The sequence below is a fragment of the Bacillus sp. G402 genome (assembly GCF_051172515.1).
In the GTDB taxonomy this organism is placed as follows: Bacteria; Bacillota; Bacilli; order Bacillales; family Bacillaceae; genus Bacillus; species Bacillus altitudinis.
In genome coordinates this window covers 1,432,401-1,452,214 of the sequence record NZ_JBPIZC010000001.1, presented here as the reverse complement: position 1 = coordinate 1,452,214, position 19,814 = coordinate 1,432,401, and the positions used below count along the sequence as shown (strand labels likewise).

Annotated in this window: 18 protein-coding genes; 14 read left to right on the top strand and 4 right to left on the bottom strand. The window is 40.7% G+C overall.

The features are described 5' to 3' along the window. Window positions 1–49 precede the first annotated feature (49 nt). The 7 genes from ACSBQP_RS07625 to ACSBQP_RS07595 all read left to right on the top strand — a co-directional run bounded on the left by ACSBQP_RS07625 (window position 50) and on the right by ACSBQP_RS07595 (window position 6,424). Window positions 50–1,219 (top strand): MFS transporter, encoded by a 1,170-nt coding sequence (locus ACSBQP_RS07625; RefSeq protein WP_025207100.1) that lies wholly within the window; start codon window positions 50–52, stop codon window positions 1,217–1,219. 62 nt (window positions 1,220–1,281) lie between these two features. Next, window positions 1,282–1,560 (top strand): barstar family protein, encoded by a 279-nt coding sequence (locus ACSBQP_RS07620; protein WP_017360231.1) that lies wholly within the window; start codon window positions 1,282–1,284, stop codon window positions 1,558–1,560. 158 nt (window positions 1,561–1,718) lie between these two features. After that, the gene (locus ACSBQP_RS07615) at window positions 1,719–2,669 is read left to right on the top strand and encodes an ABC transporter permease (protein ID WP_435028298.1); all 951 of its coding nucleotides are present in this window, start codon (window positions 1,719–1,721) and stop codon (window positions 2,667–2,669) included. Next, complete coding sequence (locus ACSBQP_RS07610) at window positions 2,662–3,612, top strand: iron chelate uptake ABC transporter family permease subunit (RefSeq protein WP_019743340.1); 951 nt, start codon at window positions 2,662–2,664, stop codon at window positions 3,610–3,612. The genes ACSBQP_RS07615 and ACSBQP_RS07610 overlap by 8 nt, the downstream gene beginning before the upstream one ends. Next, a complete protein-coding gene (locus ACSBQP_RS07605; RefSeq protein ID WP_057079732.1) occupies window positions 3,603–4,361 on the top strand; it encodes an iron ABC transporter ATP-binding protein in 759 nt (252 codons plus the stop codon). The genes ACSBQP_RS07610 and ACSBQP_RS07605 overlap by 10 nt, the downstream gene beginning before the upstream one ends. 22 nt (window positions 4,362–4,383) lie before the next feature. Next, complete coding sequence (locus ACSBQP_RS07600; protein WP_058213981.1) at window positions 4,384–5,328, top strand: siderophore ABC transporter substrate-binding protein; 945 nt, start codon at window positions 4,384–4,386, stop codon at window positions 5,326–5,328. Between the two features lie 139 nt (window positions 5,329–5,467). Continuing rightward, entirely contained in the window at window positions 5,468–6,424 is a 957-nt protein-coding gene (locus ACSBQP_RS07595) for an LCP family protein (protein ID WP_007499147.1), read from the top strand. A gap of 34 nt (window positions 6,425–6,458) precedes the next feature. On the opposite strand, the gene ACSBQP_RS07590 is transcribed toward ACSBQP_RS07595, so the two are convergent. Next, window positions 6,459–6,893, bottom strand: a complete 435-nt coding sequence (locus ACSBQP_RS07590) for a hypothetical protein (RefSeq protein WP_035700181.1) — start codon at window positions 6,891–6,893, stop codon at window positions 6,459–6,461. An 85-nt stretch (window positions 6,894–6,978) separates the two neighbouring features. Continuing rightward, entirely contained in the window at window positions 6,979–7,341 is a 363-nt protein-coding gene (locus tag ACSBQP_RS07585; RefSeq protein WP_008348633.1) for a hypothetical protein, read from the bottom strand. A gap of 160 nt (window positions 7,342–7,501) precedes the next feature. Here ACSBQP_RS07585 and ACSBQP_RS07580 point away from each other — a divergent pair, with 160 nt between their 5' ends. Further along, window positions 7,502–8,119 (top strand): TVP38/TMEM64 family protein, encoded by a 618-nt coding sequence (locus ACSBQP_RS07580; protein ID WP_081298145.1) that lies wholly within the window; start codon window positions 7,502–7,504, stop codon window positions 8,117–8,119. Beyond that, window positions 8,119–8,631 carry a signal peptidase I gene (gene lepB, locus ACSBQP_RS07575; protein ID WP_007499139.1) on the top strand — a complete coding sequence of 171 codons (513 nt, stop codon included), beginning with the start codon at window positions 8,119–8,121 and terminating at the stop codon, window positions 8,629–8,631. Before ACSBQP_RS07580 ends, lepB begins: the two co-directional genes overlap by 1 nt. 35 nt (window positions 8,632–8,666) lie before the next feature. On the opposite strand, the gene ACSBQP_RS07570 is transcribed toward lepB, so the two are convergent. Continuing rightward, the gene (locus tag ACSBQP_RS07570; RefSeq protein ID WP_019743342.1) at window positions 8,667–9,809 is read right to left on the bottom strand and encodes an AbrB family transcriptional regulator; all 1,143 of its coding nucleotides are present in this window, start codon (window positions 9,807–9,809) and stop codon (window positions 8,667–8,669) included. A 276-nt stretch (window positions 9,810–10,085) separates the two neighbouring features. Between ACSBQP_RS07570 and ACSBQP_RS07565 the strand changes: the two genes are divergently transcribed. Genes ACSBQP_RS07565 through ACSBQP_RS07555 form a run of 3 tightly spaced genes read left to right on the top strand, consistent with a single transcriptional unit; the run spans window position 10,086 to window position 11,808 of the window. Further along, window positions 10,086–10,508 (top strand): BlaI/MecI/CopY family transcriptional regulator, encoded by a 423-nt coding sequence (locus ACSBQP_RS07565; RefSeq protein ID WP_007499135.1) that lies wholly within the window; start codon window positions 10,086–10,088, stop codon window positions 10,506–10,508. Next, on the top strand, window positions 10,501–11,340 hold the full coding sequence (locus ACSBQP_RS07560) for a M56 family metallopeptidase (RefSeq protein WP_017360221.1): 840 nt from the start codon (window positions 10,501–10,503) through the stop codon (window positions 11,338–11,340). Before ACSBQP_RS07565 ends, ACSBQP_RS07560 begins: the two co-directional genes overlap by 8 nt. A 57-nt stretch (window positions 11,341–11,397) precedes the next feature. Next, window positions 11,398–11,808 (top strand): DoxX family protein, encoded by a 411-nt coding sequence (locus ACSBQP_RS07555; protein WP_008348626.1) that lies wholly within the window; start codon window positions 11,398–11,400, stop codon window positions 11,806–11,808. A 190-nt stretch (window positions 11,809–11,998) separates the two neighbouring features. Here the strand turns inward: ACSBQP_RS07555 and ACSBQP_RS07550 are convergent, their stop codons facing one another. Further along, window positions 11,999–12,445 (bottom strand): ferritin-like domain-containing protein, encoded by a 447-nt coding sequence (locus ACSBQP_RS07550; protein ID WP_007499129.1) that lies wholly within the window; start codon window positions 12,443–12,445, stop codon window positions 11,999–12,001. A gap of 166 nt (window positions 12,446–12,611) precedes the next feature. Here ACSBQP_RS07550 and addB point away from each other — a divergent pair, with 166 nt between their 5' ends. Both addB and addA read left to right on the top strand, forming a co-directional pair. Continuing rightward, on the top strand, window positions 12,612–16,121 hold the full coding sequence (addB, locus tag ACSBQP_RS07545; RefSeq protein WP_435028297.1) for a helicase-exonuclease AddAB subunit AddB: 3,510 nt from the start codon (window positions 12,612–12,614) through the stop codon (window positions 16,119–16,121). Then, window positions 16,099–19,803 (top strand): helicase-exonuclease AddAB subunit AddA, encoded by a 3,705-nt coding sequence (gene addA / locus ACSBQP_RS07540; RefSeq protein WP_435028296.1) that lies wholly within the window; start codon window positions 16,099–16,101, stop codon window positions 19,801–19,803. Before addB ends, addA begins: the two co-directional genes overlap by 23 nt. The last annotated feature ends 11 nt before the right edge of the window (window positions 19,804–19,814 follow it).

Genomic DNA, 19,814 nt, shown 5'->3' with positions numbered 1-19,814 from the left:
AAATGATGTGTACACTGGTTCATATCATTTACACAGAGGAGAGAGTCCCATGATTCCTGCATCAAAAGAAGAAACAGCACAGCTATCTATGATTCCGTTTGTGTTCGTTTTATTTAGCCTTTTTATGATTACAACAGCAGTGAACCTGCAAGTCCCTCTTTATACGGAATATGCAGAGCAGGCAGGATACGGAAAGGCGTCAACAGCCCTTGTGTTTGCTGCGTATGTTTTCGGACTGATTCCAGTATTATTGTTACTTGGCGGCATGTCTGACCGGGCTGGACGAAAACCGATTTTATTGATCGCTCTTTGCTTTTCATTATGTGCCACCCTGCTCATGATCGTGCAGCCGACCATACAAATGCTCTTTGTCGCCCGGCTGCTGCAAGGAGTGGGACTTGGGTTAAGTGTTGGCACATGTACTGCCTACTTGATTGCTTTATATCCAGAGAAATCGGGCTGGATCCCAACGTTTATCGCATTATGCAGTTCAATTGGATTTGGAGGAGGTGCTCTTTTTACAGCGATTCTTTCTTTTGAGCGAGTGTCACTGACGCCTCTTAGCTATTGGATTGTGTTGGTCTTGATCATGTTGACGATTGTTGCTGTATTCTTTTTGGTGCCGCCTGTACAAGGGGATGCAAGTAAACCGCTAATGAACATGCCGAGGTTTCCAAAAGGGACAATGCCTGCGAACATAGCCATTGCTATCGCATGGTCTGTGTGCGGTCTTGTCATTTCGATTTTGCCAGCACAGCTTAAATTAAATGGCTATGAATTGTGGGTAGGCCCGGCGCTGTTTTTTATTAATATGGCAGGTGTTCTGATGCAGCCTTTTGTCCGAAAGATGAATAGCAGTGCAGCGCTTCGTATCGGTTTTATTTGTCTTCCGTGCGGATATGGCCTGCTGTTATTCGGTGCTAATAGCGGGTCTATATTCCTTGTCCTTGCTGGAACTCTTTTAGCGGGCACAGCTTGCTATGGATTTACTTACTTAGGCGGTCTCCAGCTGATTGTTGAGAAAGGGAAGAAGGAAGCGGCTAGAGCCGTTGCTGGATATTACTTGTTTGCGTATCTAGGTCTTGGCATACCAAGTGTGTTCGTTGGTCTCTTTGCTGATATGTACGGTACTCAGACAGTGTTAACGCTCTTTTTCATGCTCGTGCTGGCAGCCTGTCTGATCTTGTTTAGTTTAAGTTTCAGAGAGAGGCAAAAGTGAAATGGATTCTTTCTCTTTCCTCTCCAATTCGTTTAAAATAAAGACAGAAGAGGGGGAGGGAAATGAAAAAAGTACAGCTAAATGGTGCGATGTGCAGATCACAAGAGGAGCTTCATGATCAACTAAAAACAGTGTTACAACTTCCTGATCATTACGGGAAAAATCTTGATGCCCTTTGGGACTGTTTAACAGGAGAAGTGAGCTTGCCTGTAGAGCTTACATGGATTCATTATCAAGCAAGCAAAGACGAGCTTGGTGATTATGCAGAGAATTTGCGGCAGTTATTTCAAGAGGCTGAAGAGGAATTGCAAGGGCAGTTTCAATTGAATATTGAAGCGTAAAAAAGCAGCTGATCCTAAAAGCTGTTTTTTTATGCGGTTTTCACCCTTTCTCATTCTACTATTGAATATTTCACTAAATATGATAATATATGAACTGCCGTTAATTGATAATGATAATCATTTGTGGCAGAGAGCTTGATAGAAAGTGTGAACCCTGTATGAAGTTGTACCAATTAAGTTTGTTGTTTGTGTGTTTGGCATGTGCGTCGCTGTTTGTCGGAGTACAGGACCTGTCTCTTTTACATTTGTTTCATCTATCAGATGAACAAATGAACACCTTATTTTCAAGTCGCATCCCGCGGCTGATGAGTATTGTGCTTGCTGGCATGAGCCTGAGCTTATGCGGTTTTATCATGCAAAGCATGACGAGAAATAAATTTGTCTCTCCAACGACTGCAGGAACAATGGATTGGGCCAAGCTGGGTATTTTAACCGCTATGCTTGTTTTTACACAGGCAAGCCCGCTGATGAAAATGGCGATTGCGTTTTTATTTACGTTAGCTGGCAATCTATTATTCTTAAAAATTCTACGCCATATTAAGGTGAACGATACGATCTACGTACCGTTAGTCGGCTTAATGTTTGGCGGAATTGTTAGTTCAATTTCCACGTTTATAGCCTATAAATATGATTTGATCCAAAACGTATCCGCATGGCTGCAAGGGGATTTTTCTCTTATTGTTCAGGGGCGTTATGAACTGCTCTATGTAAGTGTTCCTCTATTGATCATCGCGTATTTATATGCTGACCGCTTTACAGTGGCTGGTATGGGTGAGAGCTTTGCCGTCAATTTAGGTTTAACGTATAAACGTGTCATGGCAGTTGGTTTGGTGATTGTTTCGATGATTACTTCTGTAACGATTTTGACTGTTGGCATGCTACCTTTCCTCGGCTTAATCATTCCGAATATTGTATCGATCTACCGAGGGGATCACTTGAAAAAGAGCCTTCCGCATACGGCTTTATTAGGGGCCATTTTTGTGCTCATATGTGACGTGCTCGGACGAGTGATCATTTATCCATATGAAATATCTGTCGGGCTTATGGTCGGCATCATTGGAAGTGCGATCTTCCTGTACATGTTATTAAGGAGGAAGCGCTATGCATAAGAAACGAACATTATTTCTCATTGCAGCCATTGCAGCCGTATTCGTTGTCATCTTCGTCACCTTTCAAATGGGGTACTGGGAGTACACAGTGCCGAGCCGTTTAAAAAAGGTGCTTGCCATGACTTTGACAGGAGGCGCGATTGCCTTTTCCTCTGTTGTGTTTCAAACATTGACCAATAACCGAATCTTAACGCCAAGCATTTTAGGGTTAGACGCGCTTTACTTGTTTTTGCAAACGGCAATTATTTATCTTTTTGGATCGACCAATTTGATGATCGCGAATAAGAACCTGAATTTCTTTCTCTGCGTTGGATTGATGATTCTTTTTTCTGTGCTGCTCTATACGGTGATGTTCAAGCGCAAAAACAAGCATATTTTCTTACTCCTGCTTGTCGGGATTGTGTTTGGAACATTGTTCAAAAGTCTTTCTTCCTTTATGGAAATGCTCATTGACCCGAATGAATACCAAGTCGTACAGGACAAGTCCTTTGCCAGCTTTAATCACATGAACACAGATATTTTACTCTTCGCTTCTCTTTTATTTGCGGCACTTTGTCTTTATATATGGACCTTCCGCGCGAAATTAGATGTCATGTCGTTAGGAAAGGAACAGGCTGTGAATCTCGGGATTGACTATGACGGGATCACAAAAAAGATGCTGATCGTCATTGCCGTCCTTGTTTCTATTGCGACGGCCCTCGTCGGCCCGATTACGTTTCTTGGCTTACTCGTTGTGAATGTGGCAAGAGAGCTGTTTCGTACATATCGGCACACGTACTTGCTATTAGGCTCGTTTTTCATTAGTGTCATTGCGCTTGTAGGCGGGGAATTTCTTGTGGAAAAGGTATTTACGTTTCAAACACCGCTTAGTGTGCTAATTGATTTAGTCGGCGGACTGTATTTTATTTATCTACTTTTAAAGGAGAGTCGTTCATGGTCGTGATGAAGGGAGTCAGTAAGACATATAACGGAAAAACAGTGCTTCACGAAACAACTGTCAGTGTAAAAAAAGGACAGCTGACCTCTCTCATTGGTCCAAATGGTGCAGGCAAAAGTACGCTTTTGTCCATCATGAGCCGCCTGATTCAACCTGATACTGGGGAAGCTTATTTAGAGGATAAACCTTATCGAGCGTACGCTCCTCAGGAGCTTGCGAAAAAAATGAGCATCTTGAAGCAGTCGAACCACATGAGTGTGCGTCTGACCGTTCGTGAGCTTGTCAGCTTTGGCCGCTTTCCTTACTCTCAAGGCCGCTTGACAAAAGAAGATGAGAACATGATTGATGTGTCGCTTCAATACATGAGACTCGTCGAAATCCAGCATCAATATTTAGATGAACTAAGCGGCGGACAAAGGCAGAGAGCCTTTATTGCCATGGTGCTGGCTCAGGATACGGATTATATTTTCTTAGATGAGCCTTTAAATAATTTAGATATGAACCATTCAGTTGAAATGATGAAGCTGTTTCAGCAGCTCGTGAAAGATCTTGGAAAAACGATTGTTGTTGTTCTCCATGATATTAACTTTGCATCTGTCTATTCAGATCACATCGTCGCCTTAAAAGAGGGTCAGGTAATCAAAGAAGGAAGCGTTGATGAAGTGATTCAAACAGAAGCACTTGAACACATTTATGACATGCGCATACCGATCGAAGTCATTCGTGGTGAGCGTATTTGCTTATATTTTTCTTGAAAAAATGAAGAGGTGATCAATCATGAAAAAATGGATTTGGATGATAACAGTATTAACAGCGATTGCTGTCCTTGCTGCCTGTGGTAACCAAGGAAAAACAGCGGGAACGAATGAGGAAACCGTAACAGTAAAGGATATGTTGAATAAAGACGGTGTGAAGATCAAGAAAAACCCGAAAAAAGTCGTCGTTTTTGATATGGGAAGTCTCGATACACTTGATAAGCTTGGTGTCAACGTGACAGCTTTACCAAAACAAGTGATTCCTCACTATTTATCTAAATATGAAAGTGACAAATATGAGAATGTCGGCGGGTTAAAAGAGCCAAACTTTGAGAAAATTGCAGAGATGAAGCCTGACTTGATCATTATTCAGCACCGTCAAGCAGATGCATTTGATGAATTTTCTAAATTTGCTCCGACGATTTATATGGATGTAGATAACGCAAACTATATGGAATCATTTAAAAAGAATGCTGAAACATTAGGAAAGATTTTTGATAAGGAAGACAAAGTCAAAAAAGAACTTTCTGCCATTGACCAAAAAGTGGCTTCATTAAAGAAACAAGCCAAAGAGTTAAAGAAAAATGGACTCGTCATTATGGCGAACGACAGCAAAATGACGGCATTTGGTCCTAAGTCAAGATATGGTCTGATTCATGATGTATTTGGCATCACACCAGCAGATCAAAAGCTAGAGCCATCTGATAAACATGGACAAAGCATTTCGTATGAGTATATGGTCAAAACGAACCCAGATTACTTATTTGTCGTGGATCGCGGCGCGGCAATTGGAGAAGAAACGTCTGCGAAACAGCTTGTTGAAAATGATTATGTGAAATCAGTCAAAGCGGTTAAAAACAATCATGTGGTGTATTTAAACTCTGACATGTGGTATTTAGCAGGCGGCGGCCTTGAATCATTGAATGCGATGATTGATGAAGTGAAAAAAGGAATTGAACAAAAGTAATGGATGAAAAGCTGCTCCTATCGAGCAGCTTTTTTATTGTGGATACATAAAAATATGTTGCGTGCAGGAAACTTTCATCAAAATATGTTATAGTGGAACCTACATTGTGAGACTAAGATAGAGTGAGGGTTCGGAAAGGATGAAGGAGAAAACAAGATCAAAAAGAAGGCTAAGACCTTGGGTGAAAGTCGTGCTGTTTATCATGGCATTTGTCATGATCATGGCAGTATCTGTCACAGGATACGCATACTATAAAATTTCAAAAGCGTCGAATAAAGCGCAAGTATCTTTAGAAAGAGGAGAGACCTCGCAAAAGCGTGTGAAAGCTTTTGATCCAGGAAAGGATAGTTTTTCGGTGCTGCTCTTAGGGATTGACAGCCGTCCAGGTGAAACGGTAGACGAAGCAAGAAGTGATGCGGTCTTACTGGCGACGGTGAATCGAACAGACAAAACGATCAAGCTCCTAAGTATTCCTCGTGATTCTTATGTTGATATACCGGGGAGAGGATATGATAAAATTGCTCACGCCCATGCGTTTGGGAGTGCAGATTTATCAGTCAAAACGGTAGAGAATTTGTTAAACATCCCGGTAGACTATGTGATTGCAGGAAACTTTAAGGCGTTTCAAGACATTGTCGATGAGCTAAATGGAATTGACGTAACGATTGAAGATGAAGGCATTGCAAAACAAATGGAGAAGGATTCAAAAGGAAAAGTTCATGTGGAAACAGGCACGCATACGCTCAGTGGTGAAGAAGCATTAGCGTTTGTGAGAACGAGAAAGGCAGATAGTGATCTCATGCGCGGAAAGCGCCAAATGGAAGCACTTCAAGCCATCTTTGAAAAATCCAAATCCATTTCGTCCATACCGTCTTATGACAACATCATTGATACACTTGGAGATAACGTCTCCACCAATTTATCCATGAAACAGTTGATCGGTCTATTCCCTTTACTGAGTTCATTAAAATCAGTGGATACCATCCAGTTAAAAGGGCACGATTACCAGCCTGGGAATGTGTATTACTTTGAGTTAGATGGACCAGGATTAGAAGAAGTGAGACAAGAGCTGAGAAAACAGCTCGAATTATCATAATGGAGAAAGAGCCTGCCGCTGTGGCAGGCTTTTTTTAATAATAGAGGGTTGCAGGCATCGTTGGGTACCACACACCATTTAAAGCAAGCGCCCAGCCATACACCTTTTGACCTGATTCAATCTTGTCCTTTACCGAAGTGAGCGCTTCGTATGAAAAGACTTGATAAGACTGTCCGGTTTTTTTAGCGACAATGACCGATAGAATATTGTCATTGAATACACTTGGCTCTTCGTCCGTACTCGTCCAAGCAATTCGATTATAGTAATTCATGTTGAAAGGATTTTCGAGTGCTTTCACTTCAAACTTTACTCGTTTTCCAACGATAGAAACCGTTGTATAGGCTACACTTGTTATTTGTGTAGATGCTGCTGGGGCTTGTTTTCCTGTTTGCAGTGGTTCTAATGCTGACACTGTGCTTGGCACAAGTAATCCTGCTGCTAAGGTAAGTGCTGTTATTTTTTTGAACATGAGTTGAAACCTCCTAATTTTTGGTATAATAATCAATTCGCCAAAAAGTGAAGAGTTCCTTCTATAAATGTAAAATATAACCATATTATTTTCCTGAATGGAGGAAATAATGGGTGAGCATTTCCTCTACACGATGACGTATACGGGGATTAAAATATTTATGCTTTTCTTCATAGCCATTGATCAGAAATAAATATGTCGTAAATCCTTCATCGTGTTCAATTTGCTGTACGTTCATTTTTTCTTTACGTAACTGTTGTTTCAGTTGATAAAGGGCTTTTTGTGCTTCTTTTAATGAAGAGGTGACTAGCTGAATATATGGTTCATTTAGTTTGAATGTTTGATGTTTTTTAAGGTGCGTCAAATCACGATTGAGGATGGAGATGACCATTGGAAGAAAGATGGCTTGTTCCATCATCTGAAGTTGTACGCTTGATAATCTCGTCATGTCCATGCCTGCTTTCTTTATTTATAGAACATTTGTTCTTATTTATTATATCGGATGAGTTAAAAAATCTCAAGGGGGGGGCTGAGAGGGATTCATTTGTATATTTTTATGTTTTCCATGTAAAATGAAAGATAGACAAACCTTGAAGGAGTCAAACAAGTTGCCATTATTTCTTTCTATATTTACTCATGAAAATATCACATCATTTTTTGAAAGCTACAAGGCTTTTGGACCCATTGTGGCTATATTACTCCCTTTAATAGAAGCATTTCTACCGTTTTTACCTCTCGTGGCATTTGCGGTGGCCAATGCAAATGCTTTTGGGCTATGGGAAGGCTTTTTATTGACCTGGATTGGTGCAAGTGCAGGGTCTATCCTTGTCTTTTTACTGATCAGAAAATTTGGACAGATGAGGATGTTGAACTTTATTAGCAGACACCCTTCTATTCAAAAGCTAATGCTTTGGGTTGAAAAGCGGGGATTTGGTCCGTTGTTTATTTTACTCTGCTTTCCTTTTACACCTTCTGCTGCCGTTAATGTCGTAGCAGGTCTATCAAGAATCAGCGTCTGGCAGTTCTCATTAGCTGCTTTATCAGGGAAGTGTGTCATGCTCTTTATTATTAGTTTTATCGGCTATGACATTTCAGCTTTAGTAAAGAATCCGTTAAGAAGTATTTTTGCGGTTCTAGTCATTGCTTTATTATGGTATGTTGGAAAGAGAGTAGAAAATAGGTTGAATATTCGGATGAGTCAGCGTGAGGACAAAGGAGGCTCTTAATGAAAAAGAAGCCATTGCTATGGTTCATGATTATTACATGCATCGTCTTGTTGTTCCAAGTAAAGAATTTCATGTTTGTCACGTACAAAGTAGAAGGGGTTAGTATGGACCCGACATTTACAGATGGAACAGAATTATTAATTAACAAGTTCTCGCCAAAACTCACGAAAATTAGCCGGTTTGACTATGTATTATTTCATGGCCCTAAAAATCAAATCTTGATCAAACGGGTCATTGGGCTTCCAGGAGAAACAATCAAATATGAAGATGATCAACTGTTTGTTGATGGTGTAAAGTGGAAAGAGCCGTATTTAAAAGAGCAGAAAAAACATAAAATGGGCAACGTCCTAACAGGTGATTTTCAGCTGAAAGCCATCACCGGTCGTCAGAACATACAAAACAATCATTACTTCGTGATCGGAGATAATCGAATACATAGCTTTGACAGCCGGCATTTTGGAACGATCTCAAAGGATCAAGTAGTCGGTGTAAAAAGGAATCATGATGAATAAAAAAGAGCCGCTCTGCATAAGTAGAGCGGCTCTTTCTATTTAGCGGTTTTATAATCAGTCTGTCTTTTTGCCCAGACATGATGTAAGAAACGAAAAAACGGTGGCAGCATGGCGATGACCAAAATAATTCTGACGACTTGTACAGCCACAACAAATGTGGAATCCTCATGAAGTGTAACAGCTGTTGTGGCCATTTCTGCAATACCGCCAGGCGAAAAAGCAAGAATGGCTGTAATGACAGAAATACCTGTTATTTCTGCAATGGCAATTGAACTGAGAACGGTCGCAGCAATCAATCCGGCTGAGCTGACGACGGCCACAATCAAGGTATTTTTTAACCCGACAAACATTTGTTTATTCATTTTTGACCCGATGGTTGCCCCTAGAAATACTTGTGACGCAATATTCGCTTGGGCTGGCCAGTAAGGAATCAAATCATGACCTGTCAAGGCGCCTGCCCCTACTTGGAGAGCCGCCACACCTAACATACTGCCGATCAGCCAAGGGGCGGGAAAGTGAAGACGCACAGCTAGGCGTGACATCAGCCATGCCCCTAAAATGAGTGCAGCAGTCCAAGAAATGTTTGATATTGTGAAAACGCCTGATGAGAAGGCGCTGCCTTGGGCGACTACCGCATCTGATTGGCTTTTTGTATTTAAATAAAATACCGTAAATGGAATGGTCAGTACGACCATTAACACACGTATCGTTTGTACGAGACTCACTACAGCTGTATTTGCTCCAACCTCTTGGGCGATGCCCGGCATAGCGGAAAGACCGCCGGGGGCAGTGCCGACAAAGCTAGTCAGCATATCTGTTTTACTCAGCTTCCATAAGACAAACCCGGAGAGCATGGCTAATAAAATAGAAAAGACGAGCATGAAACTCACGGGAAGCCAATTTTCAGCGAAAATGTGAAGGACTTTCATGTTCATTTTTTGTCCTAGTTCGATTCCGAGAATGAATTGACCAAGGAGTAGCCATCTGCTGTGAATACGTAAGGTATTCTTTCCTTTACGCTGAAACAGGGCGGGACGGCGCAGGGCAATAAATGCAGCTGTCATTAATGTGCCAATCATCCAGCCGATAGACATCCCTGTTAGAGACAAAAGGAATCCACCTAAACCGCTTACCGCAATCAAAATGAGATCGGTTCGAAGGCTGTTTCCTTGCTTCATCACGTATAAACCTTCTTCCTGTATATTTGTTCAGTAAGTGAAATGTTGTTATCTTCACTATAATACAAAAGTCTCTATAAATAAAATACGAATTTTTTTAGTATTTTCATAAGATTATCTTATGGTTAACTCTGTTAGAAAAAAGATTGTTTTTGATATAAATGACATATAATTTTTGTCAAAAACAAATACAATATACAACGATTTTCCCCTATTTTTGTTATCGGTTGACTATCATTTTCAATTACACTACAATGCTTAGTGTGAGGTGATGACATGAAAATTCCTTCTTTTAAATATAACGAAAAGGGATTGAACCGCTTTTTCGGTCCTTTAGAAGGAAGGATTATGGAGATCCTTTATCAAGGTGAGGATATGCCGATTAAAGAGGTACAGCAGAAGCTGTCAGATGAGAAGCCAATTAATTTCAACACGGTCATGACGGTACTCAATCGATTAACCGAAAAAGGAATTGTGGAAAAGAAAACAAAAGGGCGTTCATCTATCTATAACCCTGTTTTAACAAAAGAAGAATTTCTAAATGAGCAAACGAAATGGATTACTCAAGGACTGATGGATGATTTCGGCCCCCTTGCAGTCAATCATATGGTGGACGCAATTGAAAGTGCTGATCCTGAATTACTGAAGGTACTCGAAGCAAGGCTTGCATCCAAAAAAGAGGAGAAACGACATGATTAAAATGAAGTCGAGTCTGCTGTTTTTAGGCGGTATATTGATTGGCTTAGTGATCTTTTACCAGATGGGCTATTATGTACTCTCAAGCTTTTTTGGCTGGAATCAAGCATATAACCTGATCCATGTATGTCAATCTGTTCTCGAATTTTATGGATTCACTCCTTTAAAGTATTTTCTGGATGCGTTCGTCTTGTATACGCTTGGTTTTGCCGTTTTCTATATGACAAAGCAGGTCAGAAAGTATCTTCATTTCAAAAGAAATATGATGATGGCAGTCGATCAACATTCAACGCAAAGTCTATCAGACAAGTATAGAAATGAGATCATTGTGTTTCATTGCCATGAACCGCTTGCTTTCGCAATGGGGATGCTTCGGCCAAAAGTGTATCTCTCAACAGCGCTTATAGACATGCTGGATGAAGGAGAAATCGATGCGGTTGTCTATCACGAATTACATCACAAATACAGCTACGATCCTTTAAAGACTTTCACTTTCTCTATGCTCACGAAAGTGATTTGGTACATTCCTGTGTTAAAGCATATGAGACAAAGTTACTCCGTTTTTCGTGAGGTCATTGCAGATGACTATGCCATTCAGCAGACAGGGACTGAGCTAGGAGTAGGGCAAGCCCTTTTGAAACTCATTAAAAATAGAACCCAGTTTCAAAAACAAACGAAATTTGCCGTGTCCTTTGGAGATCGAGCATTGAATTTAAGAATCCAAAAAATCTTAAACCCAACATACAACATACCGTTCAATGTACCACTTATCCCAATTGTGACATCAACCATCCTCATGTTGGTCTTAATGATTATGCTCAACTTAAATTACTAATTTTTTTTACGAATGAACATTACATGATGTAGTGTAAAAATGGGAGGAAATCACTATATGAAAACAAATCAAGAAATAGGAACACTTTTTGTACGCGTCATCTTAGGCATTATTTTCTTTTTACATGGACTTCAAGCATATCAAGGTGGACTAGGAGGCACTGCGGCATTTTTTGGTCAAATTGGTGTTCCTGAATTTATGGCCTATATTGTCAAAACAATTGAACTGGTTGGTGGAATTGCCCTGATTCTAGGTTTAGGCACACGTCTTTTCGCAGCTTTATTTGTGCCAATTATGGCTGTAGCCATTATCACAGTTGGTTTTGCAAGAGGATTTGTGGGCGGTTATGAATTTGAACTTTCTTTAATGGTCATGGCGCTTTACTTGACACTTAGTGGCAGCAAGATGCTTTCGATTGATGGATTGTTAAAACAACAGCAACAAAGCAATGAAGCAAAATTTCATTAAATAACAAAAAACTCCTTCTGCGATTTGTAGCAGAGGAGTTTTTTTATGGTCAAAAGGTCGTTTATCATTAAAAAAGGAAAAGCGAAGAGGCGTTTTGATGATGACAGCCCTTTATTTCACATATTGAATGAGCAAAAAAGCAATTTCATTTTTTGACGGAACATACGATCTCCTATTAAAATAGGGGTAACTAAGAAACATGGTGCGTTAAAAGATATAGAAACCAGACAGCATGCTGCTGTTCATCTTGAGCAATACGCTTCATTAATTCCTTTGTTCCTTGATCACGGACATAGTCTGATACCGTTAAGTAAAAATCGACTGTTTTTTGTTCGTCTTTAAAGGCAAATAAGAGACCTTCCCTAAATTGGTCAGGACAAGGCTCTGTTATGCTTGGTTTGTGGTTTTTACCAGTCAAAGAATAGTATAGCTTTGTAAATAGCTGATAATGTCTGACTTCATCCTGACGTATTTCTTGAATGATTTTTTTCGCTTCAGGATTTTTTGCTTTTTGTGCAAGTTTTTCATAGCATTGGATCGCAGAATATTCGCCATTGATGGCCTTTTCAAGGTCTGCAATGATCCTTGTGTTTTGGCGCATGTCATATGGCGAGTAGTCATAATAACCGTAATACATGATATTGCCAGCCTCCTTTTAGATCATGATGGTTTATGATATGAAAAGAGTCGGGAAAGGTGCCTATTTTCTTTTCAATCGGAGGAGAAAGGGAAGGTGATAGGAAAATAGCTATTTACCTTTATTTTCGCTAGAATATGAGTACATAAGAAAGGTGTTGTGGAACGTGGAGATTCAGTTTTTAGCAGGCAGATCGGGGAGTGGAAAAACGACTGCAATTCTAGAAGAAATCAAAGAACAACTGCGGCTTGATCCGCTGGGTCCGCCAATCATTTTTTTAGTCCCGGATCAAATGACATTTTTAATGGAATATGAGCTTGCAAAAACGTCTGAAGCTGGTGGAATGATCAGGGCCAAAGTCTTTAGTTTTACTCGGCTTGCCTGGTCTATATTACAGCAGACTGGCGGTGCGAACCGTCAATTTGTCACAAGCACAGGGATTCAAATGCTCTTAAGAAAAGTAATAGAAGAACAGAAAGACAAGTTTAAGGTATTCAAAAAGGCGAGTGATAAACCGGGATTTGTTGAGCAAATAGAAAAGACGATGGCTGAATTCAAAAGGTACTGTATGATGCCGGAGGATATTGAAAAAATCTCGGCATCCAGTATGCATTCAGAGTATACAGAAGAAAGACGTGCGGCGGAAAAATTGCATGATCTTCATGTTCTTTATCAGCAGATGGAGCAGCATCTGCAAGATGAGTATGTGCATTCAGAGGATTACTTGACACTTCTGGCTCAGCAAATTCCTTTATCAGAAGAATTGAGAGGGGCACACATTTATATAGATGGTTTTTATCAGTTTACCCCCCAGCAGCTTCTTGTCATTGAACAGCTTTTGCTACATGCCGAAAAAATAACAGCTGCATTCACAGTGGATCGTTCCTATCATGACACGCAGCCAAATGAACTTGATTTATTTCGCATGACAGGTAAGACATATTCCCAGCTTTATCAGTTGGCCAAAGAGTGCGGAGCGGCTATTTCTGAGAACATTTTGGAGAAAAATAAACGGCATCTTCATACCCCAGATCTAGCTTATTTAGAAAATCAATATGAACAGAGACCTTTGCAGCCGTATCAAGAAGAAACGCCTCACCTTACCGTATCGAAAAGTGCAAATAAACGAGCTGAAATTGAGGGAGTAGCGAGAGATATTCTTGATTTAGTAAGAGGTGAAGGTCTTAGGTTACGAGACATCTCAATTGTTGCAAGACATGTAGACGACTATAAAGATACGTTAAAAGAGGTGTTTCGAGATTACGATATTCCTTTCTTTATTGATGGAAATGAATCGATGCAGTATCATCCGCTCATTGAGTTCATTCGTTCGAGCCTCGATGTCATAAAAGGGAACTGGCGGTATGAGGCGGTGTTTCGCTGCGTGAAAACGGAGTTCTTATTTCCGCTTGAACTCGCTAAAAACAAAGCAAGAGAACAGGCGGATCAGCTTGAAAACTATTGTATTGCTTACGGTGTAAAAGGTGAACGCTGGACGAATGGTTCACGATTTCATTATCGCCGCTTCCAATCACTAGATGAAGATTTTGGACAAACCGATCAAGAAATAGAAATGGAGCAAATGCTGAATGATGTAAAAGAATGGATTGTTCCGCCTCTCTTTCAATTGCAAAAAAGATTGAAAAAAGCGCAAAAGCTAAGAGACATGGTGGAGGCAGTGTATGTCTTTCTAGAAGAAGCCCAAGTGCCAGAAAAGCTTGAAAAGGCAAGGCTTGAGGCAGAAGAAGCAGGCAGGTTAGCTGAAGCGATGCAGCATGGGCAAGTGTGGGATGCTGTCATTCAATTGATGGATGAATTTGTTGAAATGCTGGGCGAGGAGGAGCTCTCATTTCCATTATTTCAACAGATGATAGATACAGGACTGTCCTCTCTTAAGTTCGCTTTGATTCCCCCTTCACTTGATCAAGTGTTTATCGGAAGTATGGATTTATCCAGAATGTATCAAGCAAAGTGTACGTTTGTCATTGGAGTAAATGATGGGGTTATACCTGCACGGCCCTCTGATGAAAGTGTATTGTCTGAAGACGACCGGGAATGGTTAAAACGGGCAGGAGCAGAGCTGGCAGAGACAGGGAAGGAACGGCTGCTGGATGAACAATTTTTGATATATCAAGCGCTGTCCAGTCCATCGCACTACCTGTATGTATCCTATTCAGCTTCAGATACGGAAGGGCGGTCTCTTTTGCCTTCGACCCTCATCAAGTATTGTGAGGAACTGATGCCAAACCATCAGCAAGCCCTCTATGTGTTAGATCCAGAGCAGTTGGAAGATCAGCAGCAATTAAAATTTGTAACAAACGAGCATGTCTCGTTATCCTATACCGTTTCGCAGCTGCAACAATGGCTCAATCAATATCCGATCAGCGGCGTATGGTGGAGTGTATATAATCATTTGATGACCTCGTCCAACCGCGACGTATCAAAAAAAATCATGTCCAGCTTGTTCTTTACAAATAGAGCGAAACGTTTAAAGCCGAATGTCACAAAAGAACTTTACGGTGACCATATTCAGGGCAGTGTTTCAAGAATGGAGAAATTCAATGCATGTGCATTTTCTCATTTTGCTTCCCACGGGTTAAAACTAAAAGATCGACAATTTTACAAATTAGAAGCACCTGATATCGGTCAGCTCTTTCACTCAGCTTTAAAACTGATTTCAGATACGCTTGTTGAACAAAAAAAGGATTGGAAAAACTTAACGAAGGAAGATTGTGTGACCTACTCAAGGCATGCAATTGAACAGCTAGCTCCACGTCTGCAAAAAGAAATTTTATTAAGCTCTAATCGGCATGCTTATATAAAAGAAAAGCTTCAAAAAATCCTCATCAGGGTGTCTTCTATATTAAGCGAACATGCAAAAGTGAGCGGATTCTCTCCGGTTGGACTTGAGTTAGGTTTTGGAGGTCAAGGACCTCTGCCGCCGTTTACTTTTCAATTAAAAAACGGCTGCACGATGGAGCTTGTTGGAAGGATTGACCGAGTGGATAAAGCAGAAGGATCAAAAGGACTTCTTTTAAGAATTGTCGACTATAAGTCCAGTGAGAAGGGGCTTGATCTAGCAGAAGTTTACTACGGTTTAGCCTTGCAAATGCTCACTTATTTAGACCTGACCATTACGTATTCTAAAGAATGGCTTGGCATGGAAGCGACACCGGCAGGAATTTTATACTTCCATATTCATGACCCGCTGATTCAAGCGCCTATTCCGCTCGCAGAAGATGCGATTGAGCAGGAAATATTGAAGAAATTTAAAATGAAGGGTCTATTGCTCGAAGATGTGGAAGCAGTGAAGTTGATGGATCAAACACTCGAATCAGGAAGATCACAAGTCATCCAAGCTGGTTTGAAAAAGGATGGTTCTTTCCGATCTGACTCTGCGGTATTAAGTGAAGATCATTTTCACATTCTCACAAAACACGTTCGGCGAACCTTTGAAGAGGCAGGAGAAAGAATTACAAGCGGTGAGGTAGAGATAAACCCATATAAATTAAAGGATCAAACCCCTTGCCGCTTTTGCTCCTTTAAGTCTATTTGCCAATTTGATGAATCAATAGAAGATAATGAATTTAGGGTGCTCACCTCTGAGAAGGATGATGTCATGTTAGACCGGATCAAAAAAGAAGGGGATCAGTATGCAAATACCAAAACCGAATAACAGTACTTGGACAGATGACCAATGGAACGCCATCGTTTCAGAAGGACAAGATATTCTTGTTGCTGCGGCGGCAGGGTCAGGGAAAACAGCGGTCTTGGTTGAACGGCTCATTCGAAAAATGACTCGGCCGGAGCAGCCAGTTGATGTGGACAGGCTGCTCGTAGTGACTTTTACCAATGCTTCAGCAGCAGAAATGAAGCACCGGATCACTGAAGCACTTGAAAAAGAACTATCTAAAAACCCTGGTTCCCTTCATATGCGGAGACAGCTGTCACTTATGAATCGTGCCAATATTTCTACCTTGCACTCCTTTTGTTTGCAAGTTCTCCGTACCTTTTATTATGAGATTGACCTTGATCCAGGTTTTCGTTTGGCTGATCAAACAGAAGGAGAATTATTAGGAGATGAAGTGTTAGATGAACTGTTTGAGGATGAGTATAAGGCTGGAAAGCCGTCATTCTTTGAACTCGTTGATCGTTACACATCTGATCGGCATGATTTAGATCTTCAATGGCTTGTCAAAAGAATTTATGAGTTTTCTAGGTCACATCCAGCGCCCGAACAATGGATGCGGGCATTCCTTTCTCTTTATGATGTGGATACACAGACAAAGGTAGAAGAGTTACCCTTTTATCCATATATCAAAGAGGACCTTTCTCTCGTTTTAAGAAGCTGTCAGGAACTGCTGGAACAAGCGCTCACTTTATCAAAAGAGCCGGGCGGTCCAGCACCGAGAGCAGAGAATTTTATAGATGATTTAGAGCAAGTAAATGAATTAATAAGGCATCAAGATGATTTTGGGACACTTTATGAGCTTTTGCCAAACATCAATTTTAAAAGGTTAAAGACTTGCAAAGGGGATGACTATGACCCAGCTCTGTTAGAAAAAGCAACAGATGCACGCAATCAAGCCAAAAAACAATTAGAAAAGCTAAAAGATGAATACTTTATGCGCAGTCCCGATCAGCATTTAAAAAGCTTGGCTGAAATGAAGCCAGTTGTAGAGACACTTGTGGAGCTTGTGATTCAATATGGAGAGCGTTTCGAAAGAGCAAAACAAGAAAAATCAATCGTAGACTTTTCTGATCTAGAACATTATTGTTTGCGCATTTTAGCGAAGCAGGACGCAGAAGGAAATCTCATTGAAACAGAAGCGGCTAAGTACTATCAACAGCAATTTGAAGAAGTACTCGTGGATGAATACCAGGATACAAACCTTGTCCAAGAAACGATTTTAAAGCTCGTGTCTAAAGGAAAACATCCTGCCGAAGGCAACCGCTTTATGGTTGGTGATGTGAAGCAGTCCATTTATCGCTTTAGACTTGCAGAGCCGATGCTCTTTTTAAATAAATATAAACAATTTAAAGAAGACAGCAATGAAACAGGTAAAAGAATTGATCTAAATAAAAACTTCCGCAGCCGGGCTGATGTTTTAGACAGTACCAACTTTCTGTTCAAACAGCTGATGGGAGAAACGGTTGGAGAAATTGAATATGATGAACAAGCTGAATTAAAGCTTGGAGCGAGTTATCCGCAAAGCGAAGACACGTCGACAGAAATGCTTCTTGTTCATTTAGATCAGCACGACACAGAAAGCGATGAAGAACGAGAAGAGCTAGAGACGGTTCAATTTGAGGCGAGAGTGATTGCAAAGAAAATAAAAGAATTGGTAGAACAGCCTTTTCAAGTGTACGATGCAAAACAGCAGCTGACCCGCAACTTGCAGTATCGAGACATTGTGATCTTGCTTCGATCAATGCCGTGGGCTCCGCAAATGATGGAAGAGTTGAAGAAGCAGGGAATCCCTGTTTATGCGAATCTTTCCTCAGGTTATTTTGAAGCTACAGAAGTATCTGTCATTCTTTCTTTGTTAAAAGTGATTGATAATCCATATCAAGATATTCCGCTCGCTGCTGTTTTAAGGTCACCTCTTGTTCATTTAGACGAAAATGAGATGGCACTGATTAGAACAAGTGATAAAAAAGGCACTTATTATGACGCTGTGAAGGCATTTATGAGTGTGACACACTCTGATCATCCGACATGCAGAAAGCTGGAGCGTTTCTTCCTTCAATTACGCAAATGGCGTGATTTTTCGATTCAGCATTCGGTAGCAGAACTGATTTGGGAAGTGTACCGAGATACACAATATCTAGATTATGTCGGCGGGATGCCAGGAGGTAAGCAAAGACAGGCAAACCTTCGGGCTTTATATGATCGAGCGAACCAGTATGAAAAGGCTGCATTTAGAGGGCTGTTTCGATTTCTTCGATTTATTGAAAGAATGCAAGAGCGTGGAGATGATCTTGGAGCGGCAAAAACGTTCAGTGAAACAGAGGATGTTGTCCGCATGATGACCATTCATAGCAGTAAAGGACTCGAATTCCCTGTTGTATTTACTGCAGGACTTGGCAGGAACTTTAACATGATGGATTTAAACCAGTCCTACTTGCTCGATAAAGAATTAGGCTTTGGCAGCAAATATATTCATCCTGAGCTGAGAATTAGTTATGCAACATTACCGCTGATCGCGATGAAAAAAAAGATGAGAAAAGAGTTATTATCTGAAGAACTGAGGGTTCTATATGTGGCGCTCACAAGGGCGAAGGAAAAATTATTTTTAGTCGGCTCTGTCAAAAATCAAGTGAAAGCTTTAAGCAAGTGGCAAAATGCCGCAAACGGAGACGACTGGCTCCTCCCTGACTTTGAACGATATCAAGCGAGAACATACTTAGATTTTATTGGCCCTGCTCTTATCCGTCATCAAGCGATGTCTTCTCTTTTAGAAGAATCGAGAGAAGTCGTTCTCTCGCATCCATCATCATTTTCTATCACCTTTCATCAAGCGTCCGATCTTCTACAAGAAGACATGTCACTTGAAAAACAAAAACAAGACGAAGTGGTACGAGCATTAATGGAAGGTGTGCCTGTTCAAGGATATGGCGATTACGAGGAGGAAGTAAAAGAAAGACTTTCATGGAGTTATCCATATTTAGCGGCCTCCCAAGTAGGGACAAAGCAGTCAGTTTCTGAGATCAAAAGAATGAAAGAAATACAGGATGAATACAGTGTGCCTTCTTCCGTTCGAAAAGCTCGTGCGACACTGTACGAACGACCGGCTTTTATGAAGAAAAAAACACTCACAGCGGCAGAACAAGGGACGGCCATGCATACAGTCATGCAGCATATCCCTCTTCCTTCAAATGAACCATATGATGAATCTCGTGTAGAAGAGCTGCTCCATTCTTTAAAAGAGAAAGACTTACTAACAGATGAACAAATCCAGTCCATCAATCGAGAAGGAATTGTGGCCTTCTTTTCTACTGCTATTGGTCAAAAACTGCGGAAAGCGGACTGGGTGAAACGAGAAGTATCGTTTAGTATGGTTTTACCGGTTAAAGAGGTATACAGCCATATTGATGCGGAAGGTGAGCCTGTCCTCATTCAAGGAATGATTGATTGTTTATTTGAAGCAGATGGCAAGCTCTATTTACTTGATTATAAAACAGATCGAGTGACTGGCAGATTCTCAGGTGGATTAGAGGAAGCTGAAGCGATGTTAAAAAAACGCTATGAAACGCAATTGGCGTTATATACAGCAGCGGTAGAACGTTTAACAAACAGAACATTAGAGGAGAAAATCCTTTATTTCTTTGATGGAAATTTAGAAATTTCTTTATAGGTGGAATGAAT

Coding starts and splice junctions, on each gene's coding strand:
- ACSBQP_RS07605 (WP_057079732.1), top strand. CDS start 3,603: ATGGTCGTGATGAAGGGAGTCAGTAAGACATATAACGGAAAAACAGTG.
- ACSBQP_RS07595 (WP_007499147.1), top strand. CDS start 5,468: ATGAAGGAGAAAACAAGATCAAAAAGAAGGCTAAGACCTTGGGTGAAA.
- ACSBQP_RS07565 (WP_007499135.1), top strand. CDS start 10,086: ATGAAAATTCCTTCTTTTAAATATAACGAAAAGGGATTGAACCGCTTT.
- ACSBQP_RS07600 (WP_058213981.1), top strand. CDS start 4,384: ATGAAAAAATGGATTTGGATGATAACAGTATTAACAGCGATTGCTGTC.
- ACSBQP_RS07590 (WP_035700181.1), bottom strand. CDS start 6,893: ATGTTCAAAAAAATAACAGCACTTACCTTAGCAGCAGGATTACTTGTG.
- ACSBQP_RS07610 (WP_019743340.1), top strand. CDS start 2,662: ATGCATAAGAAACGAACATTATTTCTCATTGCAGCCATTGCAGCCGTA.
- ACSBQP_RS07625 (WP_025207100.1), top strand. CDS start 50: ATGATTCCTGCATCAAAAGAAGAAACAGCACAGCTATCTATGATTCCG.
- ACSBQP_RS07585 (WP_008348633.1), bottom strand. CDS start 7,341: ATGACGAGATTATCAAGCGTACAACTTCAGATGATGGAACAAGCCATC.
- ACSBQP_RS07570 (WP_019743342.1), bottom strand. CDS start 9,809: ATGAAGCAAGGAAACAGCCTTCGAACCGATCTCATTTTGATTGCGGTA.
- ACSBQP_RS07615 (WP_435028298.1), top strand. CDS start 1,719: ATGAAGTTGTACCAATTAAGTTTGTTGTTTGTGTGTTTGGCATGTGCG.
- ACSBQP_RS07560 (WP_017360221.1), top strand. CDS start 10,501: ATGATTAAAATGAAGTCGAGTCTGCTGTTTTTAGGCGGTATATTGATT.
- addA (WP_435028296.1), top strand. CDS start 16,099: ATGCAAATACCAAAACCGAATAACAGTACTTGGACAGATGACCAATGG.
- ACSBQP_RS07555 (WP_008348626.1), top strand. CDS start 11,398: ATGAAAACAAATCAAGAAATAGGAACACTTTTTGTACGCGTCATCTTA.
- ACSBQP_RS07620 (WP_017360231.1), top strand. CDS start 1,282: ATGAAAAAAGTACAGCTAAATGGTGCGATGTGCAGATCACAAGAGGAG.
- lepB (WP_007499139.1), top strand. CDS start 8,119: ATGAAAAAGAAGCCATTGCTATGGTTCATGATTATTACATGCATCGTC.
- ACSBQP_RS07550 (WP_007499129.1), bottom strand. CDS start 12,445: ATGTATTACGGTTATTATGACTACTCGCCATATGACATGCGCCAAAAC.